The organism is Pseudomonas sp. SR18 (genome assembly GCF_023701505.1).
Taxonomy (GTDB): Bacteria; Pseudomonadota; Gammaproteobacteria; order Pseudomonadales; family Pseudomonadaceae; genus Aquipseudomonas; species Aquipseudomonas cyclaminis.
Genome location: NZ_JAMQAU010000001.1, coordinates 393,716 through 412,752 on the forward strand (window position 1 = coordinate 393,716; position 19,037 = coordinate 412,752).

Genomic DNA, 19,037 nt, shown 5'->3' on the forward strand with positions numbered 1-19,037 from the left:
AAGGCCTGCCGTGCCCTGTTGATTACTTCTTCTTTTTCGGGGCGATGACCATGATCAGTTGGCGTCCTTCCATCTTAGGATGCTGTTCGACCGAACCGTACTCGAGCAGGTCAGCTTCAACCCGCTTGAGGAGTTCCATCCCCAGCTCCTGGTGGGCCATCTCACGGCCGCGGAATCGCAAGGATACCTTGGCCCTGTCCCCATCACTCAGGAAACGTACCAGGTTGCGCAGTTTTACCTGGTAATCCCCTTCCTCCGTCCCTGGACGAAACTTGATTTCTTTTACTTGAATCTGCTTCTGGTTCTTCTTCGCCGCGGCAACCTGCTTCTTCTTTTCGAAGATAGACTTGCCGTAGTCCATCACCCGGCAAACGGGTGGGATTGCATCGGCGGAGATTTCCACCAGGTCCAGTTTGGACTCTTCTGCAATACGAAGCGCTTCATCAATCGAGACGATGCCAATCTGCTCGCCGTCAGCGCCAATTAACCGAACCTCGCGTGCCGAGATATTCTCGTTGATCGGGGCTTTCGGTGCAGCTCGTTTATCTTGTCTCATTTCACGCTTAATAATAATTACTCCGAATCTGGGCGACCACGCCGGGAAACCGCTTGCGCGAGGAACTCAGCGAACTGGGCGACGGGCATCGAGCCCAGGTCAGCACCTTCACGAGTACGCACAGCGACAGTCTGCATCTCGACTTCCCGATCTCCGATAACCAAAAGATAGGGAACCTTGAGCAAAGTATGCTCGCGGATTTTAAAGCCGATCTTTTCATTTCTCAAGTCGGACTTGGCACGAAATCCGCTTTCGTTGAGTGTTTTTTCAACTTCAGCGGCAAAATCTGCCTGTTTATCAGTGATATTCATGATCACTGCCTGGGTCGGCGCCAGCCACGCGGGGAATGCACCCTCGTAGTGCTCGATCAGGATCCCGACGAACCGTTCGAACGAGCCGAGGATCGCCCGGTGCAGCATAACCGGGTGTTTACGGCTGTTGTCTTCGGAGACGTATTCGGCTCCCAGACGGATCGGCAGGTTAAAATCGAGCTGCAGGGTACCACACTGCCAGACGCGGCCAAGGCAATCTTTCAGCGAGAACTCGATCTTCGGACCGTAGAACGCACCTTCACCCGGCTGCAGGTCGTACGCAAGCCCCGCACTGTCGAGTGCTGCGGCCAGTGCCGCTTCGGCGCGATCCCAAAGCTCATCGGAACCGACGCGTTTTTCCGGACGAGTGGACAGTTTCATTTCGACGTCGGTGAAACCGAAATCGCGATAGACGTCCATGGTCAGCTTGATAAACGCAGCGGATTCGGCCTGCATCTGCTCTTCGGTGCAGAAGATATGAGCATCGTCCTGAGTGAAGCCGCGTACACGCATGATGCCGTGCAGCGCACCCGATGGCTCGTTACGGTGGCAGGCACCGAACTCGGCCAGGCGCATCGGCAACTCGCGGTAGCTCTTCAGGCCCTGGTTGAACACCTGCACGTGGCACGGGCAGTTCATTGGCTTGATGGCGTAATCGCGGTTTTCCGACTGGGTGGTGAACATGTTGTCGGCGTAGTTGGCCCAGTGCCCGGATTTCTCCCACAGGCTGCGATCAACGACCTGCGGGGTCTTGATCTCCAGGTAACCATTGTCACGCTGAACCTTGCGCATGTATTGCTCAAGCACTTGGTACAGGGTCCAGCCATTCGGGTGCCAGAACACCATGCCCGGCGCTTCTTCCTGAAGGTGGAACAGGTTCAGGCGCTTGCCGATCTTACGGTGGTCGCGTTTTTCAGCTTCTTCGATGCGCTGGACATAGGCGGCCAGCTGCTTCTTGTCAGCCCAGGCGGTGCCGTAGATACGTTGCAGTTGCTCGTTCTTGGCGTCGCCGCGCCAGTAGGCACCGGACAGCTTGGTCAGCTTGAACGACTTGAGGAAGCGCGTGTTCGGCACGTGCGGGCCACGGCACATGTCGACGTATTCTTCGTGGTAATACAGGCCCATGGCCTGCTCGTCCGGCATGTCTTCCACCAGACGCAGCTTGTAGTCCTCGCCACGAGCATTGAACACGTCGATCACTTCGGCGCGCGGCGTGACTTTCTTGATGACGTCGTAATCTTTTTCGATCAGCGCGTGCATGCGCTGCTCGATGGCCGCCATGTCGTCCGGCGTGAAAGGACGCTCGTAGGCGATGTCGTAATAGAAGCCTTCTTCGATAACCGGACCGATCACCATCTTCGCCGTTGGGTACAGCTGCTTGACCGCATGGCCAATCAGGTGCGCGCAAGAGTGGCGAATGATCTCCAGCCCCTCTTGATCCTTGGGCGTGATGATTTGCAAGGTGGCATCGGAGGTGATCAGGTCACTGGCGTCAACCAGTTTGCCGTCGACCTTGCCTGCTACGGTGGCCTTGGCCAGACCGGCACCAATGGATGCGGCGACCTCGGCTACGGAAACCGCATGATCGAATGAACGTTGACTGCCATCGGGAAGAGTAATAGTTGGCATGGCGCCTCCTCTCCTAGTGGTGACCCCTACCAAAGGTCACGTGGGTTGGGATGAGCCAGTACAAGATCCAACACCAGGCCGTTCAGTGATGAACGCCTGCCTTACAGCGGCAGGAGCCTTTCGGCCAACCGATAATCGAACCAGAGTGACTGGAGTGAACTAAAAAGAAACTGGCAAGACGGCAAATGGCGCGCCTGGAAATGGCCAGGGCATCGATGCTAGCACAGATGAACGGTCATCGCGCCCACGCCTTCTCACGCAAAGACAAAATAGCGGCGAAAGTGAACTTGGGCTGTACGCATGCCCTCAAACCCACTGAGAATCGCCGTTCGTCCTCGACCCAAAGGAGCATCCTCATGATGCGTTTTACCTCTACCCTCGCTCTAGCCGCTTCCCTGACCCTGCTTTCCCTCGGCGCACATGCTGCGGCCCCGTCGAACTGGCCTGCCGGTGCCCGCGACAGTTTCGTCAGCGATTGCAGCGCGGCCGCCAGCCAGAACGTGGACGCCAAGACCGCCAAAGCCCACTGCGAATGCGGCGCCGACAAGATCAACGCCGAATTGAGCACCGCCGAAATCAAGGAGCTGATGACCAACCAGAACGCCAGCCCTGAGCTCAAAAACAAAGCCGTGGCGGCTATTTCTTCCTGCAAAGTCGTGAAGAAAAAGTAAGTATGCCCCGCGATCAGACGGATTTTCAGCCGTAAAAACAGCCTGAAAACTGCCATTTCTCACAAATTACGCAGCTTTTACGGCTTTTTTTACCAGCTGATATTTCGTGCGAAAGCCCCGTAAATCGGGGCTTTCAGCCAACACAGCGCCTAAACGCAACGCTATTGATTAGCAAACAGTGCCTAGGGGGGGCTCCCAAGTCGAACATTTCGACTATGATAGCCCGGTGTGCCCAGTTGGCCTGAGCAGCACAGCACTACTGAAAATATATGTTTCTTGGAGATACACCATGTCTAATCGCCAAACCGGCACCGTTAAATGGTTCAACGATGAAAAAGGCTTCGGCTTCATCACTCCTCAAGGTGGCGGTGACGACCTGTTCGTACACTTCAAAGCTATCGAAAGCGACGGTTTCAAAAGCCTGAAAGAAGGCCAGACTGTTTCCTTCGTGGCTGAGAAAGGCCAAAAGGGTATGCAAGCTGCACAGGTTCGCCCAGAGTAATTTCTGCGCCGATCAAAAAAACCCCGTCCATGTGACGGGGTTTTTTATGGGCGCTGCAAAAGCAGCGATCAGCCGCAATTGACGCGCGTGATCACCAGGTTGTCGTCGGTGTTCAGATTCAAGCGGTCGGAGCGGTATTCAAGCGTGATCATGTCGTTGGGCTTGAGGATCCGCGCATTCTGCGCACCGGCGCGACTACGGGCCTGCTCCAGCAACTGGGGCGAAGCTTTCTGGCCGATTGTGAACTCGGCAGCCTTTGACTCACAGCGGCTATGACCGGCATCGGTCACGGCGGTGTCTTTGGCTGGCTCAGAGGTACCTGGGGTGCTGCAACCCGCCAACGCGAGTGCTGCCAACAAAGTACCGAATGATGCGAGCTTCCAAGGCATGAAGCCTCCTATGATTAAAAAATGGACAGAGATCGTGCGACAGTGGTCTGGCGGATTGGTTTCAAGACGTAAACCGTCGTTGGGCAAGTCTGCCTGACTCTCAAGCAGCGTTCGCCCGGACAATCGTGACCAGATATGAACGCAATCAGTAGATGTCGATATAGTCAAACGGTGGATTAGGCCAGTTCTGCAGCAGGGCATTGAAAATCTGCATGACCCAGACCTCGTCGTTCGCCGCGACATTGCCGACGTAACCGGAGCCCTTGGCCCAGGTCTCCAGGCGAAACAGCAGGCCCTCCGTGTCAGTGCCCGCCACCACGCCAGAAGACAGGTAGGCAATCCCGGCCTTGGTCACACGCAGTTGGGTGTGTTCGTCGTCACTGGCGCTGGCGATCAATTGCTTTACGGCGGCCAGCGTGAGGTTATCGGGGTTATTCAAATCGATTTGCACACGGTTTCCCCGGCAATTAAACAAAGGGACAGTGTCGCACAGCACTCGCGTCATGCCTAAGTAGCAGTGCCAAACACCGCGCAAAATGCTTAACTGCGCCCGGTAGAACCGCGCGCCAGCGCATTGCCCCGTATTTCAGCCCGTGAGATTTCAATGACCACCGTAACGCTGCAAGCCGACATCAAAGCCAAGTGGCCACAAGGACAAAGCTCCTACAGCCCCGGAAGCCCGGAGGAACTGGCAATCATCGGTATCGACCTGCTGGTCAAGGAACTCGGCACCCAGGCGGCACAAGCCTTCATCGGCCAGGTATTCGAGAAATACCCGGCCGATCACATGGGGGCACACAACCCCGAGCGCGAATAAGAACCGGCCGACGAACGTCGACCGGCAAGCGGTTTACTTCAGACGCGCCAGGCGCTCGGTCAATAGATCGAAAAAGCCCTGGGCGTCGCCGCTCTCAACCCAGAACGCGTTCTTCGGTTGTTTCAGGCCGTCGTACCAATCGACGATGGTCTGGCCGAAAGTCGGGCCTTCGCGACTGTCCACCACCACATTGACCTCACGGCCACTGAACAGCGAAGGCTTGAGCAGGTAGGCCACAACGGTGGCGTCATGCACCGGGCCGCCGGGGATGCCGTAGTGTTCCATATCGCCTTTGACGTATTCGTTGAGAATATCGCTGACGACCTTGCTGGCATTGTTCTTGAGGTCGGCGATCTTTTTCAGACGCGCTTCACTGGTCAGCACCTTGTGGGTCACATCCAGCGGCAGGTAAGTCAGTTTGACGCCACTCTTGAGCACAATCTCCGCCGCAATCGGGTCGGCAAACAGGTTGAACTCGGCAACCGGCGTGATATTGCCGCCATTGAAGTGCGCGCCCCCCATCACTACGACTTCCTTGATGCCCTGGGTAATTTCCGGGTCCTGGGTCAATGCCAGCGCCAGGTTGGTCTGTGGGCCAAGCATGGCAATCGTGATGCTGTGAGGCTTCGCGGCGCGCAAGGTCTTGATCAGGTAATCAACGGCATTGCCCTCGGCGAGGCCCTTTTTAGGCTCATGCACGGTGACGCCGGAAATGCCTTCCTTGCCATGAATGTTTTCGGCATAGATCGGCTTGCGCAGCAGCGGCGCTGGCGCACCGGCGTAGACCGGGATGTCCTCGCGCCCTGCCCACTCGCGGGCCAGGCGAGCGTTGCGCGAAGTCTTGTCCAGGCGCACGTTGCCGGCGACGGTGGTCAAGGCACGGATGTTCAATTCGTCCGGGGAGGCCATGGCAAAGAGCAAAGCCACCACATCGTCGGCACCTGGGTCGGTATCGATGATCAGGTCGATTTTCTCCGCCGCGTGGGCGCTTGCAGCAGTGAGCGCGGACAAAAGCAGGACACTCCGAAACAGATTTCTCAGGATTGGAATACCACGTTGCATAAAACACTCCTTGTCGTTGGGGAACTCTAGAAAGTTACGCCGGACACCAGCGCGATATTGCAGTAAGGCTGGCATTCGCCAGTGCGTACAACGGCCCGCGCCTGGCGGCTCAGTTGCTTGAAGGCTTCATGACTGAGCAAACGTTGCTCGCCAATAGCGGCCTGCTCATTCAGCACATTCAGTTCAGACAGAGCGGGCGGCTGCTTGAGCAGGATTTCCTCCGCCAGCACGTGGCTTTCCACCTGCATCTCACTGAGCACGATACGCAAGGTGCTGATGAAATCAGGAATACCTTTGGTCAATGCCAGGTCGATCAACTCGACGCCCGGCGGCACCGGCAAGCCCGCATCACCGATCACCAGAATGTCGCCATGGCCCAGGGAGGCGATCACCCGCGACAGTGCGATATTGAGCAGAGGGGTCTTTTTCATAAAGGTACAAAACCTTGAACGTCATGCAGCGTAGGAATGGAGGGTTGCGCACCGGCACGGGTGACTGACAATGCTGCCGCGACCTGGCCAAAACGGATGGCCTCGGCTTCACTTTTACCGCTGGCCAGGGCTGCTGCGAAACCACCGACAAAGGTATCGCCGGCAGCCGTGGTATCCAACGCCTTGACCCTGGGCGCGACCAAGTGCTCAAAGCCTTTGCCATTCGCAAACAATGCGCCTTGGGCGCCGAGGGTGATAATGACTTTGCCCGCCCCGGCCTTGATGAGTTGTGTGGCAGCCACTTTGGCGCTGTCCAGAGAATCGACTGTGATACCGCTCAGGGCGGTGGCTTCGCTTTCGTTGGGAATCAGATAGTCGACCGAGGCGTACCAATCGGCAGGCAACGGCGCGCTGGCCGGCGCCGGATTGAGGATCACCGTCTTGCCCAGCTCACGGCCGCGCTTGAGGGCATACGCCACGGTATCCATCGGCACTTCAAGCTGGCAGATGATCACATCGGCGGCCTGCAACACCGCATCAGACGCCTGCAGTGATGCGGGCGTCAGTTCGCCGTTGCTGCCGGCGACAATCACAATCGCGTTCTGGCTGCTGTCATCCACCACGATCAACGCCACGCCGCTGGAACCGTCCACGGTGCTGACGGCCTGGCAATCGATACCTTCCACCAGCAATGCACCACGCAACTCAGTGCCGTAGGCGTCGGAGCCAACACAGCCGATCATCGCCACGCTTGCCCCCAGTCGCGCCGATGCCACGGCCTGGTTGGCGCCCTTGCCGCCCGGCACCGTGGAAAACGTTTGGCCGATCAGTGTCTCACCGGCGCGGGGCAGCCGGCTGGCGCGGGTGACCAGGTCCATGTTCAAGCTGCCTACTACCACTACTTTTGCTGGCATACATCAGTACTCATCAATTCGGTTCAGCGGTATTGCGCGAATACACCGGCGACGGGCGCCGTCGACTCGCGCAATACGATGCTCGGCGTCACGATGCGTTGATCGATCGGCAGTTGGGGTGTTGCAATACGTCGCAGTAAAAGCTCGGCGGCCATCTCGCCCAGTTGCAGGATCGACTGGCCGACCGTGGTCAGCGCCGGGTAAACGTAGCGGCCCATTTGAATGTCATCGAAACCGATCACCGACAGCTCGCCCGGCACGCGGATATTGCGTTCGGCTGCGGCACGCAACACGCCGAAGCCGATCATGTCGTTACTGGCAAAAATCGCACTGGGCGGGTTTTCCGCAAGCAATTGCACGGCAGCAGCATAACCGCCGGTGCTGGTGAAGTCGCTTTCCTGCGTGCGATTGGCCAGTACTTCCACGCCTGCCTCATGGAGCGCGCGGTGGTATCCCGCCAGGCGCATTTGCGCGACACGGGTATGGGCCGGGCCGCCGATGCAGGCGATGTCGCGGTGCCCCAGTTCCAGCAAGTGCCGGGTCGCCAGGTAAGCGCCCTCCTCATGGTCGATACGCACCAAGTCGACATCAATGCCGTCCAGCGCCCGGTCGACAATTACCATGGGCGTGCGCACCGCGCTCAACCCGGCGGCGAGGCCGCTGTCATCGCCGCCCACTGAAGTCACGATCAAGCCGTCGATGCGTTTTTCCAGCAACACCCGCAAATAGCTGCGCTGCTTTTCTGCGTTGTCGTCGGAGTTGCACAAAATTACGCAGTAGCCGTTGCGCTCGCAGTAGTCCTCGATGCCCCGCGCCAGCTCGGCAAAGTACGGGTTGAGGCTATTGGGCACCAGCAAACCAATGGTGGCCGTGGTCTTGGCCTTGAGCGAGCGTGCGACGGCGCTGGGCACATAGTCGAGCTGCTTGATAGCGGCTTCGACCTTGACCCGTACCGGTTCGCTCACTGGGCGCGTCTTGTTCACCACGTGGGACACAGTGGTGTAGGAAATTCCCGCAAGCGCCGCCACATCCTTGATCGTTGCCATGGCTCAGGCGCGCCGACTGGCGCGTTGGCTGCGGTACGTATCGAGGACCACCGCAATCACGATCACGGCACCAGTAATGATGCGCTTGGTGGGCTCGGTGGCGCCGATCTGTGCCAGGCCGGCGGCCAATACCGAGATAATCAACACACCAAAAAAGGTACTGATTACCGAACCACGCCCGCCCATCAGACTGGTGCCGCCGATCACCACGGCGGCGATCACTTGCAGCTCCAGGCCGGAGCCGGCGTTCGGATCTGCGGCTTCCAGGCGCGAAATCTGGAACAACGCGGCCACGCCGGCCAGCAGGCCCATCAGGCTGAACACCAGGATCTTGTAGGGCTTTGGATTAATCCCCGCCAGCCGCACGGCTTCCTCATTGGTGCCGATACCGATCAGGTAACGGCCAAACACGGTACGCGTCAGTACAAGCTGCGCAACGATGATCACCAGCAGGGCAATGATGAAGGACGGTGAAATACCGAATGCAATCGGGTTGGACAGCCAGGCAAACGAATCACCGATGTAGGCCGTACGCGAACCGGTCATCTGGTACGCCACGCCGCGAGCCATTTCCAACACACCGAGGGACACGATAAACGACGGGATTCGCCAGGCCACGGTGATCGAGCCAGTGATAGTGCCGGCCAACGCGGCGCAGCCCATGCCGAGCAGCGCGGCGGGCAATACGCTCCAGCCCCATCCAAGAATCGCCACGCTGACGGCCGACGCCGCCAACGCCAGGACCGAACCTACCGACAGGTCGATACCGCCGATGATCAGGATGAACGTCATGCCCACCGCCAGCACCATCAGGTCCGGGATCTGGTTGGCCAGGGTGCTGAAGGTGTCATAGGACAGGAAGTGGTCGCTGAGCACCGAAAACAGCGCAATCATCGCGAGCAAGGCACCCGCCAGCCCCAGATAGGTACCCAGGCCGTAGAAGTTGCCGCCAGTTTTACCGGGGGTCGTTGTGGTTTTCATGGGGTATCCCTAAGCACTGCATCGTTGAGCAGCGCATCACGTTTCTGATAGCCGGCAAAGGCGGCGGCGAGCAATTCGTCCTGGGTCCAGCTGTCGCGCTCGAAGGTCTCGATCAAGCGCCCGGCAGAGAGCACGCCGATGCGGTCGCAGATGAGCATGAGTTCACGCAAGTCGCTCGATACCACCACCAGCGCTTTGCCCTGGCGGGTCAATTCACCGAGCAAGGCATAAATGTCGAACTTGGCACCCACGTCGATGCCGCGCGTGGGCTCGTCGAACAACATCACCGAGCAATCGCGCTCCAGCCAGCGGCCAATTACCACTTTCTGCTGGTTACCGCCGGACAGTTCCGACACCAATTGCGCCGGGCTGGAACTGCGGATACGCATGGCGTCAATCTGGCGCTTGGCCAACGCGGTTTCGTCGCGGCTGTTTACCACACCGCCGCCAGAGATCTCCGGCATGTTGCCCAGAGCAATATTGGCGCTGATGGACTGGGTCAGCAGCAGGCCTTCGCCCTTGCGGTCTTCCGTGATCAGGGCGATGCCGTGCCTCACTGCATCCACCGGCGAGCGAATGCTCACCACCTGGGCCGGTGAGCCCAAGGCCACGGTGCCGCTGTCGGCCAGGTCAGCACCGAAGATCAAACGCAGCAATTCGGTACGGCCAGCGCCGATCAGGCCGGAAATGCCATAGATCTCGCCCGCACGCACCTCAAAGGACACGTCGCGGACTTTGTCCGAGCGGCTCAGACCTTTGACGGTCAGGGCCGGGCCACCAATGCTGCGCGGCCCCAGGTCGATGTGTTCACCCAGCTCGCGACCGACCATCAAAGTGACCAGTTGCTCGCTGTTGTAATTGGCCATCGGCTCGACGCAGACCAGTTTGCCGTCGCGCAATACCGCAATGCGTTGGGCGACGCGGGCCAACTCTTCCAGCCGGTGCGAAATGTAGATAATCGCCACGCCCCGAGCCTGCAGGCGGGTGATTTGTTCAAACAGCATCTCGACTTCACGGGCCGTGAGCATGGCCGTGGGTTCGTCGAGGATCAGTACGTGGCAGTCGCCAATCAGGTTGCGGGCAATCTCGACCATTTGCTGATGGCCGATACCCAGGCTACCGACCAGCGTGTCCGGGTCGATGGCATCCAGGCCGACCTGGGCCATCGCCTCGATCGCCGCTTTGCGCAGTTGCTTGCGGCTGATCCAGCCACAGTGGCTGGGCAGGTTATCCAGGAACAGGTTTTCGGCCACGGTCAGCGTCGGCAGCAGGTTGAGTTCCTGCATGACCATGCGCACGCCCAGCGCCTCAGCCTGGGTACGGCTGGCGGGACAGTAATCCTGACCATTGAATTGCATGTGCCCGGTGGTCGGCGTGACCAACCCGCCGATGATCTTCGACAAGGTGCTTTTGCCTGCGCCATTCTCACCGGTCAGCGCCAGCACCTCCCCTCGGTTGAGCGTAAGGGTGATGCCGGACAGAACCGGTTGGGCATAGGTCTTACCGATACCGCTGACCGAGAGGACAGCGTTCGGGGCGGAAGATGACATAGGAAAATCTCCAGGCGCCCGCTCAGAGCGAGCGGGCGCTGTTGGGTGCCGCCAGGATTACTTCTTGAGGACGAGTTCGACCGGGGTTTCGATCACGCCGTCTTTGGCATCGACTTTCTCACCCTTGACCAGCTTGAGCGCATTCTGGATACCGAACACTGCTTGCTGGGCAGCCGCCTGGTCGGCAGTCGCCAGGACGCGGTCGTCCTCCAGCATCGGCTTGATCGCTTCGATATTGTCGTAACCCACGACCTTTACCTTGCCCGCCTTGCCTGCCGCACGTACGGCGGAGACGGCGCCCAGGGCCATGTTGTCGTTACCGGCCAACAAGGCCTTGAGGTCCGGGTATTCGCTCAGCATGGCCGAGGCGACTTTCTGGCCCTGGTCAATTTCCCAGTTGCCGGATTGGGTGGAAACGATCTTCATACCGGCAGCGTCCATCGCATCCTTGTAGCCGGCGGTGCGCTGCTGGGCGTTGGTGGTGGTCGGTACGCCTTCAATGATGCCGACCTTGTCGCCTGCCGTCAGTTGCTTGGCCAGGTAGTCGCCCACCAGTTTGGAGCCTTTGCGGTTGTCTGGGCCGACGAAGGGAATCTCGAGATTTTTGCTTTTCAACACGCCCGGGTCCAGGCGGTTATCGATGTTGACGATCTTGATACCGGCGTCAGAGGCTTTTTTCAGCACGGTGACCAGCGCCTTGGAGTCAGCAGGCGCGATGACGATGGCGTTGACCTTGGCAAGGATCATTTGATTGACAATGTCGATCTGCGCGCTGGTATCGGTTTCGTTCTTGATGCCGTTGGTGATCATGTCGAAATCGGCGGCGTGGTCTTTCTGGTACGTCTTGGCACCGTCTTGCATGGTAACGAAGAATTCGTTGGCGAGGGACTTCATCACCAGGCCAACCTTGGGTTTGGCGGCGGTGTCAGCGAATGCGGAGGACAGGGGTAAAGCGGCGGATGCGGCAGCAAGCACAGCGACAGCAAGAAGACGTCCAGCAAATGGCAGCTTCATGGGTTCACTCCGATCTTATGATTATTGTGAGCAACGCTTGCACCGAAGAATGCTTCGGCAACCCTCCCACCCGGGTGGCTGATAAGAGCCTTCACAGCGCTCTTGAAGTACGCCGTGAAACATCTCGCAAACGTTTGCGTTGGTCGAACTATGAGAACCTTGTCGAGATTTGTCAACGGTAGAACACTCCCTTTCATGCAAGGCCTCTAGCTCCTGGCCTCCCGTGCGGCGAAAGGACGTTATTAAACATTTCCCCCACCGTTTCGTCCTCTGAAACAACAGACTTCAACAGGCGACCCAGGATTTTCTGGTGATCATTTTCGGACAACCGAACGCAATCGCGCAGCTTGTTCGGAAAGCCGGACAGCCGCATCGCCCCACCTGTCAGGATCCCAATAATAATCTTTATAAATCAATAAGTTATTTTATATCCGCAAACACAATCAGCCTGGTACAGATCCTGCTCCTACCCAGCACCTCGTGGCATTCAGAATCGCCCGGGCGCTCTAGATGAACCTGCTACAGCACTCATCAAAAACCAGAGAGAAAAATAATGAAATCTGCACTGAAGAATTTTGTTCCGGGCGCGTTAGCCCTGCTGCTGCTGTTCCCCGTTGCCGCTCAGGCAAAAGAAGTCGAATCCAAGGCCAAGCTGGCCAACGTGGTGATCCTCGCCACTGGTGGGACCATTGCCGGCGCTGGCGCCAGCGCCGCCAACAGTGCCACTTACCAGGCGGCCAAAGTCGGTATCGAGCAATTGATCGCCGGTGTTCCTGAGCTTAGCCAGATCGCCAATGTGCGTGGCGAGCAAGTGATGCAAATTGCGTCCGAAAGCATCAACAACGAAAACCTGCTGCAACTGGGTCGCCGGGTCGCCGAACTGGCCGACAACAAAGACGTGGATGGCATCGTGATCACCCACGGTACCGACACCCTGGAAGAGACGGCCTACTTCCTGAACCTGGTAGAAAAAACCGACAAGCCAATCGTAGTGGTCGGCTCCATGCGTCCGGGCACCGCCATGTCGGCCGACGGCATGCTCAACCTGTACAACGCCGTGGCTGTAGCCGGCAGCAAAGACGCGCGCGGTAAAGGCGTGCTGGTCACCATGAACGACGAGATCCAATCGGGTCGCGACGTCAGCAAGATGATCAATATCAAGACCGAAGCCTTCAAGAGCCCTTGGGGCCCGCTGGGCATGGTGGTCGAAGGCAAGTCCTACTGGTTCCGCTTGCCTGCCAAGCGCCACACCATGGATTCGGAATTCGACATCAAGACCATCAAAAGCCTGCCCGATGTGGAAATCGCCTACGGCTACGGCAACGTAAGCGACACCGCCTACAAAGCCCTGGCCCAGGCTGGTGCCAAAGCCATCATCCACGCCGGTACCGGTAATGGTTCGGTGTCGTCCAAAGTGGTACCTGCGCTGGTGGAACTGCGCAAGCAAGGCGTGCAGATCATTCGCTCTTCCCACGTGAATGCCGGCGGCATGGTGTTGCGTAATGCCGAGCAGCCAGACGACAAGTATGACTGGGTTGCTGCCCTCGACCTGAACCCGCAGAAAGCGCGGATTCTGGCGATGGTTGCCATGACCAAGACCCAGGACAGCAAAGAACTGCAACGAATCTTCTGGGAATATTGATTCCTGACTGTACAGGTGGCGAGGGAGCAAACTCCCTCGCCACAACAACCTCGCTATTCCTCTCTCCCCGCCCTACACCTAACTCCCTAATTCGTTGTCAGACGAACTTCTTGAATTTTAAGCAGTTGCGAAATTGCCCACAGTTAAATACTGTATGCACATACAGCTTACCAAGGAGTATTCCGTGGCAAAATCCTCTTCCGCAGCGCCCACCCCGCCTGATGCCTACACACGCCTGGCAACTCGCGTGCAAAAAATCATCAATTCCACCAACGCGCAAAAAGCCAAGGCAGCCTTGCTCTTCCGTTTGCCGGAAGAACCGGAAGACGAGTGGCAGCGTTTGCTGGAAGAAATCGCGGAGAACGACAACGTCACTCTCGCCTATCGAGATGACGGTGGCGTACAGATTTTCTGGGTTGTGCCGAAGGAAGATTGATTGAATGAGTGCCCGTTTTATTGCTGTGTGTTGCCTGCTTTTTGCCGTTACCGCTCATGCGCAGGCACCCAGAACCTTCAGTGAAGCCAAGAAAGTCGCCTGGACACTCTACGCCCCGCAATCCACCGAGTTCTATTGCGGCTGCAAGTACAGCGGCAACCGCGTGGACTTGAAAGCCTGCGGCTATATCCCACGCAAAAACGCCAGCCGCGCCGCACGCATCGAGTGGGAGCACATTGTTCCGGCCTGGCAGATTGGGCACCAGCGTCAGTGCTGGCAGGATGGCGGGCGCAAGAACTGCACGCGCCATGACGACGTGTTCAAGCGTGCCGAAGCAGACCTGCACAATTTGGTACCGAGTATCGGCGAGGTCAACGGCGACCGAAGCAACTTCAGTTTTGGCTGGCTGCCGGTGCAAAACGGGCAGTACGGTTCATGCCTGACCCAAGTGGATTTCAAGGCAAAGAAGGTGATGCCGCGCCCGTCCGTTCGCGGGATGATCGCGCGCACCTACTTCTACATGAGCAAACAATACGGCTTGCGCTTGTCGAAACAGGATCGCCAGTTGTACGAAGCCTGGAACAAGACCTACCCGGTACAAACCTGGGAACGCCAGCGTAACCAGACGGTGGCGTGCGTGATGGGGCGTGGCAATGAGTTTGTCGGCCCGGTCAATCTGAAAGCCTGCGGTTGAACAGGGGCGGCACTGCCGCCCAAGCGGCCCGTTACTGCGCGGGCTGGTGCTCGATGATCTCGGACACCGTGTCGGTTTTCTTGGCACGGGCCATCTTTTCGTTAAGCAGCGTCTGCTTTGCCTCAGCTTCGGCCCTGGTTGCAAACGGCCCCAGCAGCACGTCGTCCTTGCCGTCGACTTTCACGATATAAAAATTGAAACCATGTTCGAGCAACCAGGCGGTCAGGTCGGTGATCGCCTGGAGTTTGTGGTCAGGCGGACCGACTCGCAGGTCCCACTCCTGAGCAGCAATCGCGCCGGTCTGTGGCTGACTTTCGGTAACGGCGGGCTTGGCCTTGGGGGCGTCGACAGGTTTACCCTCACCGCAGCCGGCCAACGCCAACACCGCAATTGCCATCGCTACTTTACGCACTGCCCTGCTCCTTTAAGGATAAAGAGGCGACTTTATCATTCACTGTCTATTCTGGCCGTCATAAACGTTGGCTTAAACAATGCGAATGATGTATCCCAGACCTGTATGATGCCGCCATGGGAATTAATGTCGCCTCTATGCGTCCTAAAAGAGGCAGTCACAGGGAAGCGCTTAGCAGTAAGCTACACACATCCGACACCTGCCCTGTTTGAAACATGTGTCCTAAAAGCAATCAAGGAGAAGTCCATGCTTATACTCACCCGCAAAGTCGGTGAAAGCATAAACATCGGTGATGACATTACGATCACCATCCTCGGCGTCAGCGGCCAGCAAGTACGAATCGGCATCAACGCGCCCAAGGATGTTGCCGTGCATCGCGAGGAGATCTACCAGCGCATCCAGGCCGGCCTGACTGCTCCGGACAAAAACCAGACGCCTTGAAGCACCCTCAGTAGCCAGCCCTTTCGTTCAGGTAACGGCTGGCGAAAACCTCTTTGAACTGTTCTTGGGTTAAGGGCACGACCCGTTTTTTAGTGTCAGCCCACCGCGCTCTGCAAGTACAACAAGCCATCAGCGCCGCGTTGCACCTGCACCTGTTCATACCCTTCAATCGATGGATGCTCAGTGAGCATGGGCTTGAGGTGCGTCGACGTGACGACCAGCACATCTGCTCCAGCCGCCTCCCCCGCACGAATCCCCACCGTCGCATCTTCAAACACCAGGCAGTCCTGCACCGACACACCCAGGCGTTGCGCACCCAGCACATAACAGGCGGGGTTCGGCTTGCCGATGGCCACGTCTTCAGCCGTGACCAGCACCGCCGGCGGCGTAATGCCCGCAGCCTTCAACCGACGTAATGCCAACGCCTTCGGTGCAGAGGTGACCAGCGCCCACTGATCACCGGGCACGTTATTAAGAAACTCGACAGCACCGGAAATCGCCACAACGCCGTCCACGTCATTGATTTCCGCCTCGGTAATCCACTGCGCTTCAACCTGTGGATCGACACCGGGCAATGCCTGGCGCGTGATCGTGTCAATTGCCCGCGCACCATGAATGGTGGTCAGGAAGGCCGCTACATCCAGCCGATGGCGTTCAGCCCAGGTGCTCCAAACGCGCTCGGCGGCGGCGATGGAGTTGAGCAGGGTTCCGTCCATATCGAACAAGAAGGCGTGGTAAGGGCGGGCAAGTACGGCTGAACCTCGGATAGACACTGCAGGGCTTCCTCGTGAGCTGAAACGAATAATCGGCCCGTTGCAATCTACGGATCACCTCCTGAGTTGTAAACGCTGATGCCAGCACCGCGAGGCAATCATTACGAACTTGTCATCATTCTGTTGGTTGGCTGTACGCGGCCGCGGGTTACCGTGAACGCACTGGCACGACTCAATGCGCCAACGACAATTGATCCGGCTACACTGGCGCCAGTATTGAATCAGGGCATTTCCCATGAACATCCTCGTTATCGAAGACGAACCCAAGGCCGGCAATTACCTGCTCAACGGCCTTCAGGAGTTGGGCCACTCCGTCAGCCTGGCCCGGGATGGCGTGGACGGCCTGCACCAAGCGCTGGAAACACCGTTCGACGTGATTGTGCTCGATGTAATGATGCCGAAAATGGACGGCTGGGAAGTACTGCGTCGCCTGCGTAAGAACGCCGATACTCCAGTGATTTTTCTGACGGCGCGCGACGATATTGCCGACCGCATCAAAGGCCTGGAACTGGGTGCCGATGACTACCTGATCAAGCCCTTCTCCTTCGCCGAGCTGGTAGCACGCCTGCGCACCCTGAACCGTCGCGGCCCGAGCCGGGAAGAAGAGCACCTGCAGATCGCTGACCTGCACATCGACGTGATGAAACGCCGCGTCACACGCGCCGGTACACGCATCACCCTGACCAATAAAGAGTTCGCCCTGTTGCACCTGTTTGCCACTCACCAGGACCAGGTACTGTCGCGTTCGTTGATTGCCTCGCGGGTGTGGGACATGAACTTCGACAGCGATACCAACGTGGTGGACGTGGCCGTGCGGCGCCTGCGCCTGAAAATCGACGACCCGTTCCCGCTCAAGTTGATCCACAGCGTGCGGGGCATTGGCTACCGTTTCGATACCCAGCCATGACCCACCGCCGTCATTATTCCCTGACCCTGCGCCTGGCCGTGATCTTCGCCCTGCTCGCCTTTGCCCTGCTCGCCACCCTCGGCGTGGTGCTGTACCGGGAGCTGGAGCGCGAGCTGATCCTGAGCGACGACGTGCAATTGATTTCCCGGGTGAATCAACTGCGCAACCTGCTCAACGACAGCAACACACTGGACCTGATCAGGACCAAGCCGGAACTGTTCCAGAACATGCTGGGCAACCGCGAATCCGTGCTGAGCATCGCCGCGCCCGGCCAAAAGCCGCTGCTGCTGGTGAACCCCGGCAACATCGAGCTGCCAGCCATCAAGCCAGTCCCCAAAGACCACATCCTCACACTGAACGACGTGCAACACCTGCCCGGCGTGAATGGCGTGCCCTTCTCCACCCTGGCCGCGTCCATCGACTCCGGCGACCTGGGCAGCCTGCAAGTCACCAGCGGGCGCCTGATGACCGAGCGGACCGCCCTGCTCGCCAGCTACCGGCTGAGCGTGTATCTCCTGGCGAGCGTTGCCGCGATCCTCCTCGCACTGGCCGGCTACCTGTTGGTGCATCGCGGCCTGCTGCCCTTGCGTCGGCTGGCTCGACACGCTCAAGGCATCGGCGTCGGCAACCTGGCCGAACGCCTCGACAGCCAGGGAGTACCGAAAGAACTGCTGCCGATGATCGACTCGTTCAACACCATGCTTGAGCGCCTCGCCAAGGGCTTTGCGCAACTGGGGCAAGTGTCTACCGACATGGCCCACGAACTGCGCACGCCGATCAACAATCTCCTGGGGGAAACCCAGGTCGCCCTGCAACAGAACCGCAGCATCGAAAGTTATCAGCAGCTTTTGGCCTCCAATGTCGAAGAGCTTGAGCGCCTGGCGCGGATGCTCGACAACATGCTGTTCCTGGCCCGCACCGACCCGGCCAGCGCCCTGCGCCAGCGCCAGGAACTGAGCGCGGCGGATGAAGTGGCGCGCATCGCCGATTACTTTGAAGGCGTGGCAGGCGACGCGAATATCAGTATTCGTGCCGAGGGCGAAGGTGTGATCTGGGCCGAACCGATGCTGCTGCGCCGTGCCCTGGCGAACCTGTGCGCCAATGCCATCAAATACGGCGCACCAGCGTCCGAGTTAGTGATCCAGACAATTGCGGACGCCGAAGGCATCTACCTTAAGGTCACAAATCAGGGTGAAACCATTGCGACGGAACATTTATCGCGGCTGTTCGAACGGTTTTACCGGGTGGATGAGTCACGGGAGCGTTCGGCCCAGTCCAATGGCCTGGGCCTGTCGATTGTGGCGACCATCATGCAGCTGCATAACGGTCGGTACAGCGTCAGCAGCGAGGCAGGCGAGACCTGTTTCGAACTGTTTTTCCCGGCCCGCGAGTTCAATCAAGGGCGCCATTGAGGACTTCATAGATGATGCCCGTCGCAATGGCGACCAATATCAGGTCGGTGCCTGCCTGCTGCCACTCGTACCCATCGTAACGGGGCAAGTGGCCCAGTAAGCGGCCATCCAGTTTCTTCGCAATGCCCGGCGGCAGCGGCTTGCCCCGTGCCAGGTTTTTCTGGATGCCAGGGGGCAACGCCGGCCCAGGGCGCCAGTAGTCGCGATAGCCACCCAACACATTCAGCACGCTTCCACGATCGACACTGGGGCCATGGTTGCCCGACCCACCTTTGCCTTTGGGTTTGTCATGCCCCTGGCCGCCTTGGTTATTGCCTTTATTGTTACCTTGCCCCTTGCCATTGCCGGGATCCGCCAGCGCCATGCCGCCACCGGCAAACAGGACCAGCGACAGCGCGACTGACACAAACTTGGAAGACTTGATCATGGCGATTACCCAAGGCTGAA

The 19,037-nt window shown here is 58.5% G+C and carries 23 protein-coding genes; 9 read left to right on the forward strand and 14 right to left on the reverse strand.

Annotation, left to right across the window (positions count from 1 at the left end; translation table 11 throughout):
- Positions 1-22 precede the first annotated feature (22 nt).
- Both infC and thrS read right to left on the reverse strand, forming a co-directional pair.
- Positions 23-574: a translation initiation factor IF-3 gene (gene infC / locus NDJ82_RS01835; RefSeq protein ID WP_015884933.1), complete on the reverse strand. Its 552-nt coding sequence runs from the start codon at positions 572-574 to the stop codon at positions 23-25.
- Positions 574-2,496 carry a threonine--tRNA ligase gene (gene thrS, locus NDJ82_RS01840; protein ID WP_158878627.1) on the reverse strand — a complete coding sequence of 641 codons (1,923 nt, stop codon included), beginning with the start codon at positions 2,494-2,496 and terminating at the stop codon, positions 574-576. Before thrS ends, infC begins: the two co-directional genes overlap by 1 nt.
- 356 nt (positions 2,497-2,852) lie before the next feature.
- On the opposite strand from thrS, the gene NDJ82_RS01845 reads away from it, so the two are divergent.
- Together NDJ82_RS01845 and NDJ82_RS01850 are read left to right on the forward strand one after the other, a co-directional pair.
- On the forward strand, positions 2,853-3,167 hold the full coding sequence (locus NDJ82_RS01845) for a hypothetical protein (RefSeq protein ID WP_078825416.1): 315 nt from the start codon (positions 2,853-2,855) through the stop codon (positions 3,165-3,167).
- A gap of 289 nt (positions 3,168-3,456) precedes the next feature.
- Positions 3,457-3,669 carry a cold-shock protein gene (locus NDJ82_RS01850; RefSeq protein ID WP_003179963.1) on the forward strand — a complete coding sequence of 71 codons (213 nt, stop codon included), beginning with the start codon at positions 3,457-3,459 and terminating at the stop codon, positions 3,667-3,669.
- A 68-nt stretch (positions 3,670-3,737) separates the two neighbouring features.
- Here NDJ82_RS01850 and NDJ82_RS01855 read toward each other — a convergent pair whose 3' ends face one another.
- Complete coding sequence (locus tag NDJ82_RS01855) at positions 3,738-4,058, reverse strand: I78 family peptidase inhibitor (RefSeq protein ID WP_099586514.1); 321 nt, start codon at positions 4,056-4,058, stop codon at positions 3,738-3,740.
- Positions 4,059-4,203: 145 nt separating this feature from the next.
- The gene (locus tag NDJ82_RS01860) at positions 4,204-4,509 is read right to left on the reverse strand and encodes a hypothetical protein (RefSeq protein ID WP_099586513.1); all 306 of its coding nucleotides are present in this window, start codon (positions 4,507-4,509) and stop codon (positions 4,204-4,206) included.
- 153 nt (positions 4,510-4,662) lie between these two features.
- Between NDJ82_RS01860 and NDJ82_RS01865 the strand changes: the two genes are divergently transcribed.
- Positions 4,663-4,875 carry a hypothetical protein gene (locus NDJ82_RS01865; protein WP_032886978.1) on the forward strand — a complete coding sequence of 71 codons (213 nt, stop codon included), beginning with the start codon at positions 4,663-4,665 and terminating at the stop codon, positions 4,873-4,875.
- A gap of 33 nt (positions 4,876-4,908) precedes the next feature.
- On the opposite strand, the gene NDJ82_RS01870 is transcribed toward NDJ82_RS01865, so the two are convergent.
- From NDJ82_RS01870 to NDJ82_RS01900, 7 genes are read right to left on the reverse strand one after another with little or no spacing between them, the layout of a single operon-like run.
- Positions 4,909-5,937 (reverse strand): nucleoside hydrolase, encoded by a 1,029-nt coding sequence (locus tag NDJ82_RS01870; RefSeq protein WP_158878626.1) that lies wholly within the window; start codon positions 5,935-5,937, stop codon positions 4,909-4,911.
- Between the two features lie 26 nt (positions 5,938-5,963).
- The gene (gene rbsD / locus NDJ82_RS01875; protein WP_250924848.1) at positions 5,964-6,368 is read right to left on the reverse strand and encodes a D-ribose pyranase; all 405 of its coding nucleotides are present in this window, start codon (positions 6,366-6,368) and stop codon (positions 5,964-5,966) included.
- Positions 6,365-7,282, reverse strand: a complete 918-nt coding sequence (rbsK, locus tag NDJ82_RS01880) for a ribokinase (RefSeq protein ID WP_250924849.1) — start codon at positions 7,280-7,282, stop codon at positions 6,365-6,367. The genes rbsD and rbsK overlap by 4 nt, the downstream gene beginning before the upstream one ends.
- Before the next feature lie 23 nt (positions 7,283-7,305).
- The gene (locus NDJ82_RS01885; protein WP_099586509.1) at positions 7,306-8,328 is read right to left on the reverse strand and encodes a LacI family DNA-binding transcriptional regulator; all 1,023 of its coding nucleotides are present in this window, start codon (positions 8,326-8,328) and stop codon (positions 7,306-7,308) included.
- Positions 8,329-8,331: 3 nt separating this feature from the next.
- On the reverse strand, positions 8,332-9,309 hold the full coding sequence (locus NDJ82_RS01890) for an ABC transporter permease (RefSeq protein WP_099586508.1): 978 nt from the start codon (positions 9,307-9,309) through the stop codon (positions 8,332-8,334).
- Positions 9,306-10,859, reverse strand: coding sequence for a sugar ABC transporter ATP-binding protein (locus NDJ82_RS01895; protein WP_250924850.1), 1,554 nt, complete (start codon positions 10,857-10,859; stop codon positions 9,306-9,308). The genes NDJ82_RS01890 and NDJ82_RS01895 overlap by 4 nt, the downstream gene beginning before the upstream one ends.
- Positions 10,860-10,916: 57 nt before the next feature.
- Complete coding sequence (locus NDJ82_RS01900; protein WP_250924851.1) at positions 10,917-11,873, reverse strand: sugar ABC transporter substrate-binding protein; 957 nt, start codon at positions 11,871-11,873, stop codon at positions 10,917-10,919.
- A 553-nt stretch (positions 11,874-12,426) separates the two neighbouring features.
- Between NDJ82_RS01900 and NDJ82_RS01905 the strand changes: the two genes are divergently transcribed.
- The 3 genes from NDJ82_RS01905 (at position 12,427) to NDJ82_RS01915 (ending at position 14,645) form a co-directional block, all read left to right on the forward strand.
- Positions 12,427-13,515, forward strand: a complete 1,089-nt coding sequence (locus NDJ82_RS01905; protein WP_112196238.1) for an asparaginase — start codon at positions 12,427-12,429, stop codon at positions 13,513-13,515.
- Between the two features lie 184 nt (positions 13,516-13,699).
- Positions 13,700-13,951, forward strand: coding sequence for a DUF1654 domain-containing protein (locus NDJ82_RS01910; protein WP_099586504.1), 252 nt, complete (start codon positions 13,700-13,702; stop codon positions 13,949-13,951).
- Positions 13,952-13,955: 4 nt separating this feature from the next.
- Positions 13,956-14,645 carry an endonuclease gene (locus tag NDJ82_RS01915; protein ID WP_191959853.1) on the forward strand — a complete coding sequence of 230 codons (690 nt, stop codon included), beginning with the start codon at positions 13,956-13,958 and terminating at the stop codon, positions 14,643-14,645.
- Between the two features lie 31 nt (positions 14,646-14,676).
- Here the strand turns inward: NDJ82_RS01915 and NDJ82_RS01920 are convergent, their stop codons facing one another.
- Complete coding sequence (locus NDJ82_RS01920; protein WP_099586454.1) at positions 14,677-15,057, reverse strand: SPOR domain-containing protein; 381 nt, start codon at positions 15,055-15,057, stop codon at positions 14,677-14,679.
- 246 nt (positions 15,058-15,303) lie between these two features.
- On the opposite strand from NDJ82_RS01920, the gene csrA reads away from it, so the two are divergent.
- Positions 15,304-15,498: a carbon storage regulator CsrA gene (gene csrA / locus NDJ82_RS01925; protein ID WP_003192511.1), complete on the forward strand. Its 195-nt coding sequence runs from the start codon at positions 15,304-15,306 to the stop codon at positions 15,496-15,498.
- Positions 15,499-15,593: 95 nt separating this feature from the next.
- Here csrA and NDJ82_RS01930 read toward each other — a convergent pair whose 3' ends face one another.
- Positions 15,594-16,271 (reverse strand): HAD-IA family hydrolase, encoded by a 678-nt coding sequence (locus NDJ82_RS01930; protein ID WP_158878622.1) that lies wholly within the window; start codon positions 16,269-16,271, stop codon positions 15,594-15,596.
- 235 nt (positions 16,272-16,506) lie between these two features.
- Here NDJ82_RS01930 and NDJ82_RS01935 point away from each other — a divergent pair, with 235 nt between their 5' ends.
- Positions 16,507-17,178 (forward strand): heavy metal response regulator transcription factor, encoded by a 672-nt coding sequence (locus tag NDJ82_RS01935; protein ID WP_158878621.1) that lies wholly within the window; start codon positions 16,507-16,509, stop codon positions 17,176-17,178.
- Positions 17,175-18,590, forward strand: coding sequence for a heavy metal sensor histidine kinase (locus NDJ82_RS01940; protein WP_191946497.1), 1,416 nt, complete (start codon positions 17,175-17,177; stop codon positions 18,588-18,590). Before NDJ82_RS01935 ends, NDJ82_RS01940 begins: the two co-directional genes overlap by 4 nt.
- On the opposite strand, the gene NDJ82_RS01945 is transcribed toward NDJ82_RS01940, so the two are convergent.
- Entirely contained in the window at positions 18,571-19,017 is a 447-nt protein-coding gene (locus NDJ82_RS01945) for an anti-virulence regulator CigR family protein (protein WP_158878619.1), read from the reverse strand. The two genes, NDJ82_RS01940 and NDJ82_RS01945, sit on opposite strands and share 20 nt — an antisense overlap.
- Positions 19,018-19,037 lie beyond the last annotated feature (20 nt).

What these genes read in the sequence shown, in the direction of transcription:
- thrS (WP_158878627.1), bottom strand. Translation starts at nt 2,496, where the DNA reads ATGCCAACTATTACTCTTCCCGATGGCAGTCAACGTTCATTCGATCAT.
- NDJ82_RS01845 (WP_078825416.1), top strand. Translation starts at nt 2,853, where the DNA reads ATGATGCGTTTTACCTCTACCCTCGCTCTAGCCGCTTCCCTGACCCTG.
- NDJ82_RS01850 (WP_003179963.1), top strand. Translation starts at nt 3,457, where the DNA reads ATGTCTAATCGCCAAACCGGCACCGTTAAATGGTTCAACGATGAAAAA.
- NDJ82_RS01855 (WP_099586514.1), bottom strand. Translation starts at nt 4,058, where the DNA reads ATGCCTTGGAAGCTCGCATCATTCGGTACTTTGTTGGCAGCACTCGCG.
- NDJ82_RS01865 (WP_032886978.1), top strand. Translation starts at nt 4,663, where the DNA reads ATGACCACCGTAACGCTGCAAGCCGACATCAAAGCCAAGTGGCCACAA.
- NDJ82_RS01870 (WP_158878626.1), bottom strand. Translation starts at nt 5,937, where the DNA reads ATGCAACGTGGTATTCCAATCCTGAGAAATCTGTTTCGGAGTGTCCTG.
- rbsD (WP_250924848.1), bottom strand. Translation starts at nt 6,368, where the DNA reads ATGAAAAAGACCCCTCTGCTCAATATCGCACTGTCGCGGGTGATCGCC.
- rbsK (WP_250924849.1), bottom strand. Translation starts at nt 7,282, where the DNA reads ATGCCAGCAAAAGTAGTGGTAGTAGGCAGCTTGAACATGGACCTGGTC.
- NDJ82_RS01885 (WP_099586509.1), bottom strand. Translation starts at nt 8,328, where the DNA reads ATGGCAACGATCAAGGATGTGGCGGCGCTTGCGGGAATTTCCTACACC.
- NDJ82_RS01890 (WP_099586508.1), bottom strand. Translation starts at nt 9,309, where the DNA reads ATGAAAACCACAACGACCCCCGGTAAAACTGGCGGCAACTTCTACGGC.
- NDJ82_RS01895 (WP_250924850.1), bottom strand. Translation starts at nt 10,859, where the DNA reads ATGTCATCTTCCGCCCCGAACGCTGTCCTCTCGGTCAGCGGTATCGGT.
- NDJ82_RS01900 (WP_250924851.1), bottom strand. Translation starts at nt 11,873, where the DNA reads ATGAAGCTGCCATTTGCTGGACGTCTTCTTGCTGTCGCTGTGCTTGCT.
- NDJ82_RS01905 (WP_112196238.1), top strand. Translation starts at nt 12,427, where the DNA reads ATGAAATCTGCACTGAAGAATTTTGTTCCGGGCGCGTTAGCCCTGCTG.
- NDJ82_RS01915 (WP_191959853.1), top strand. Translation starts at nt 13,956, where the DNA reads ATGAGTGCCCGTTTTATTGCTGTGTGTTGCCTGCTTTTTGCCGTTACC.
- csrA (WP_003192511.1), top strand. Translation starts at nt 15,304, where the DNA reads ATGCTTATACTCACCCGCAAAGTCGGTGAAAGCATAAACATCGGTGAT.
- NDJ82_RS01935 (WP_158878621.1), top strand. Translation starts at nt 16,507, where the DNA reads ATGAACATCCTCGTTATCGAAGACGAACCCAAGGCCGGCAATTACCTG.
- NDJ82_RS01940 (WP_191946497.1), top strand. Translation starts at nt 17,175, where the DNA reads ATGACCCACCGCCGTCATTATTCCCTGACCCTGCGCCTGGCCGTGATC.
- NDJ82_RS01945 (WP_158878619.1), bottom strand. Translation starts at nt 19,017, where the DNA reads ATGATCAAGTCTTCCAAGTTTGTGTCAGTCGCGCTGTCGCTGGTCCTG.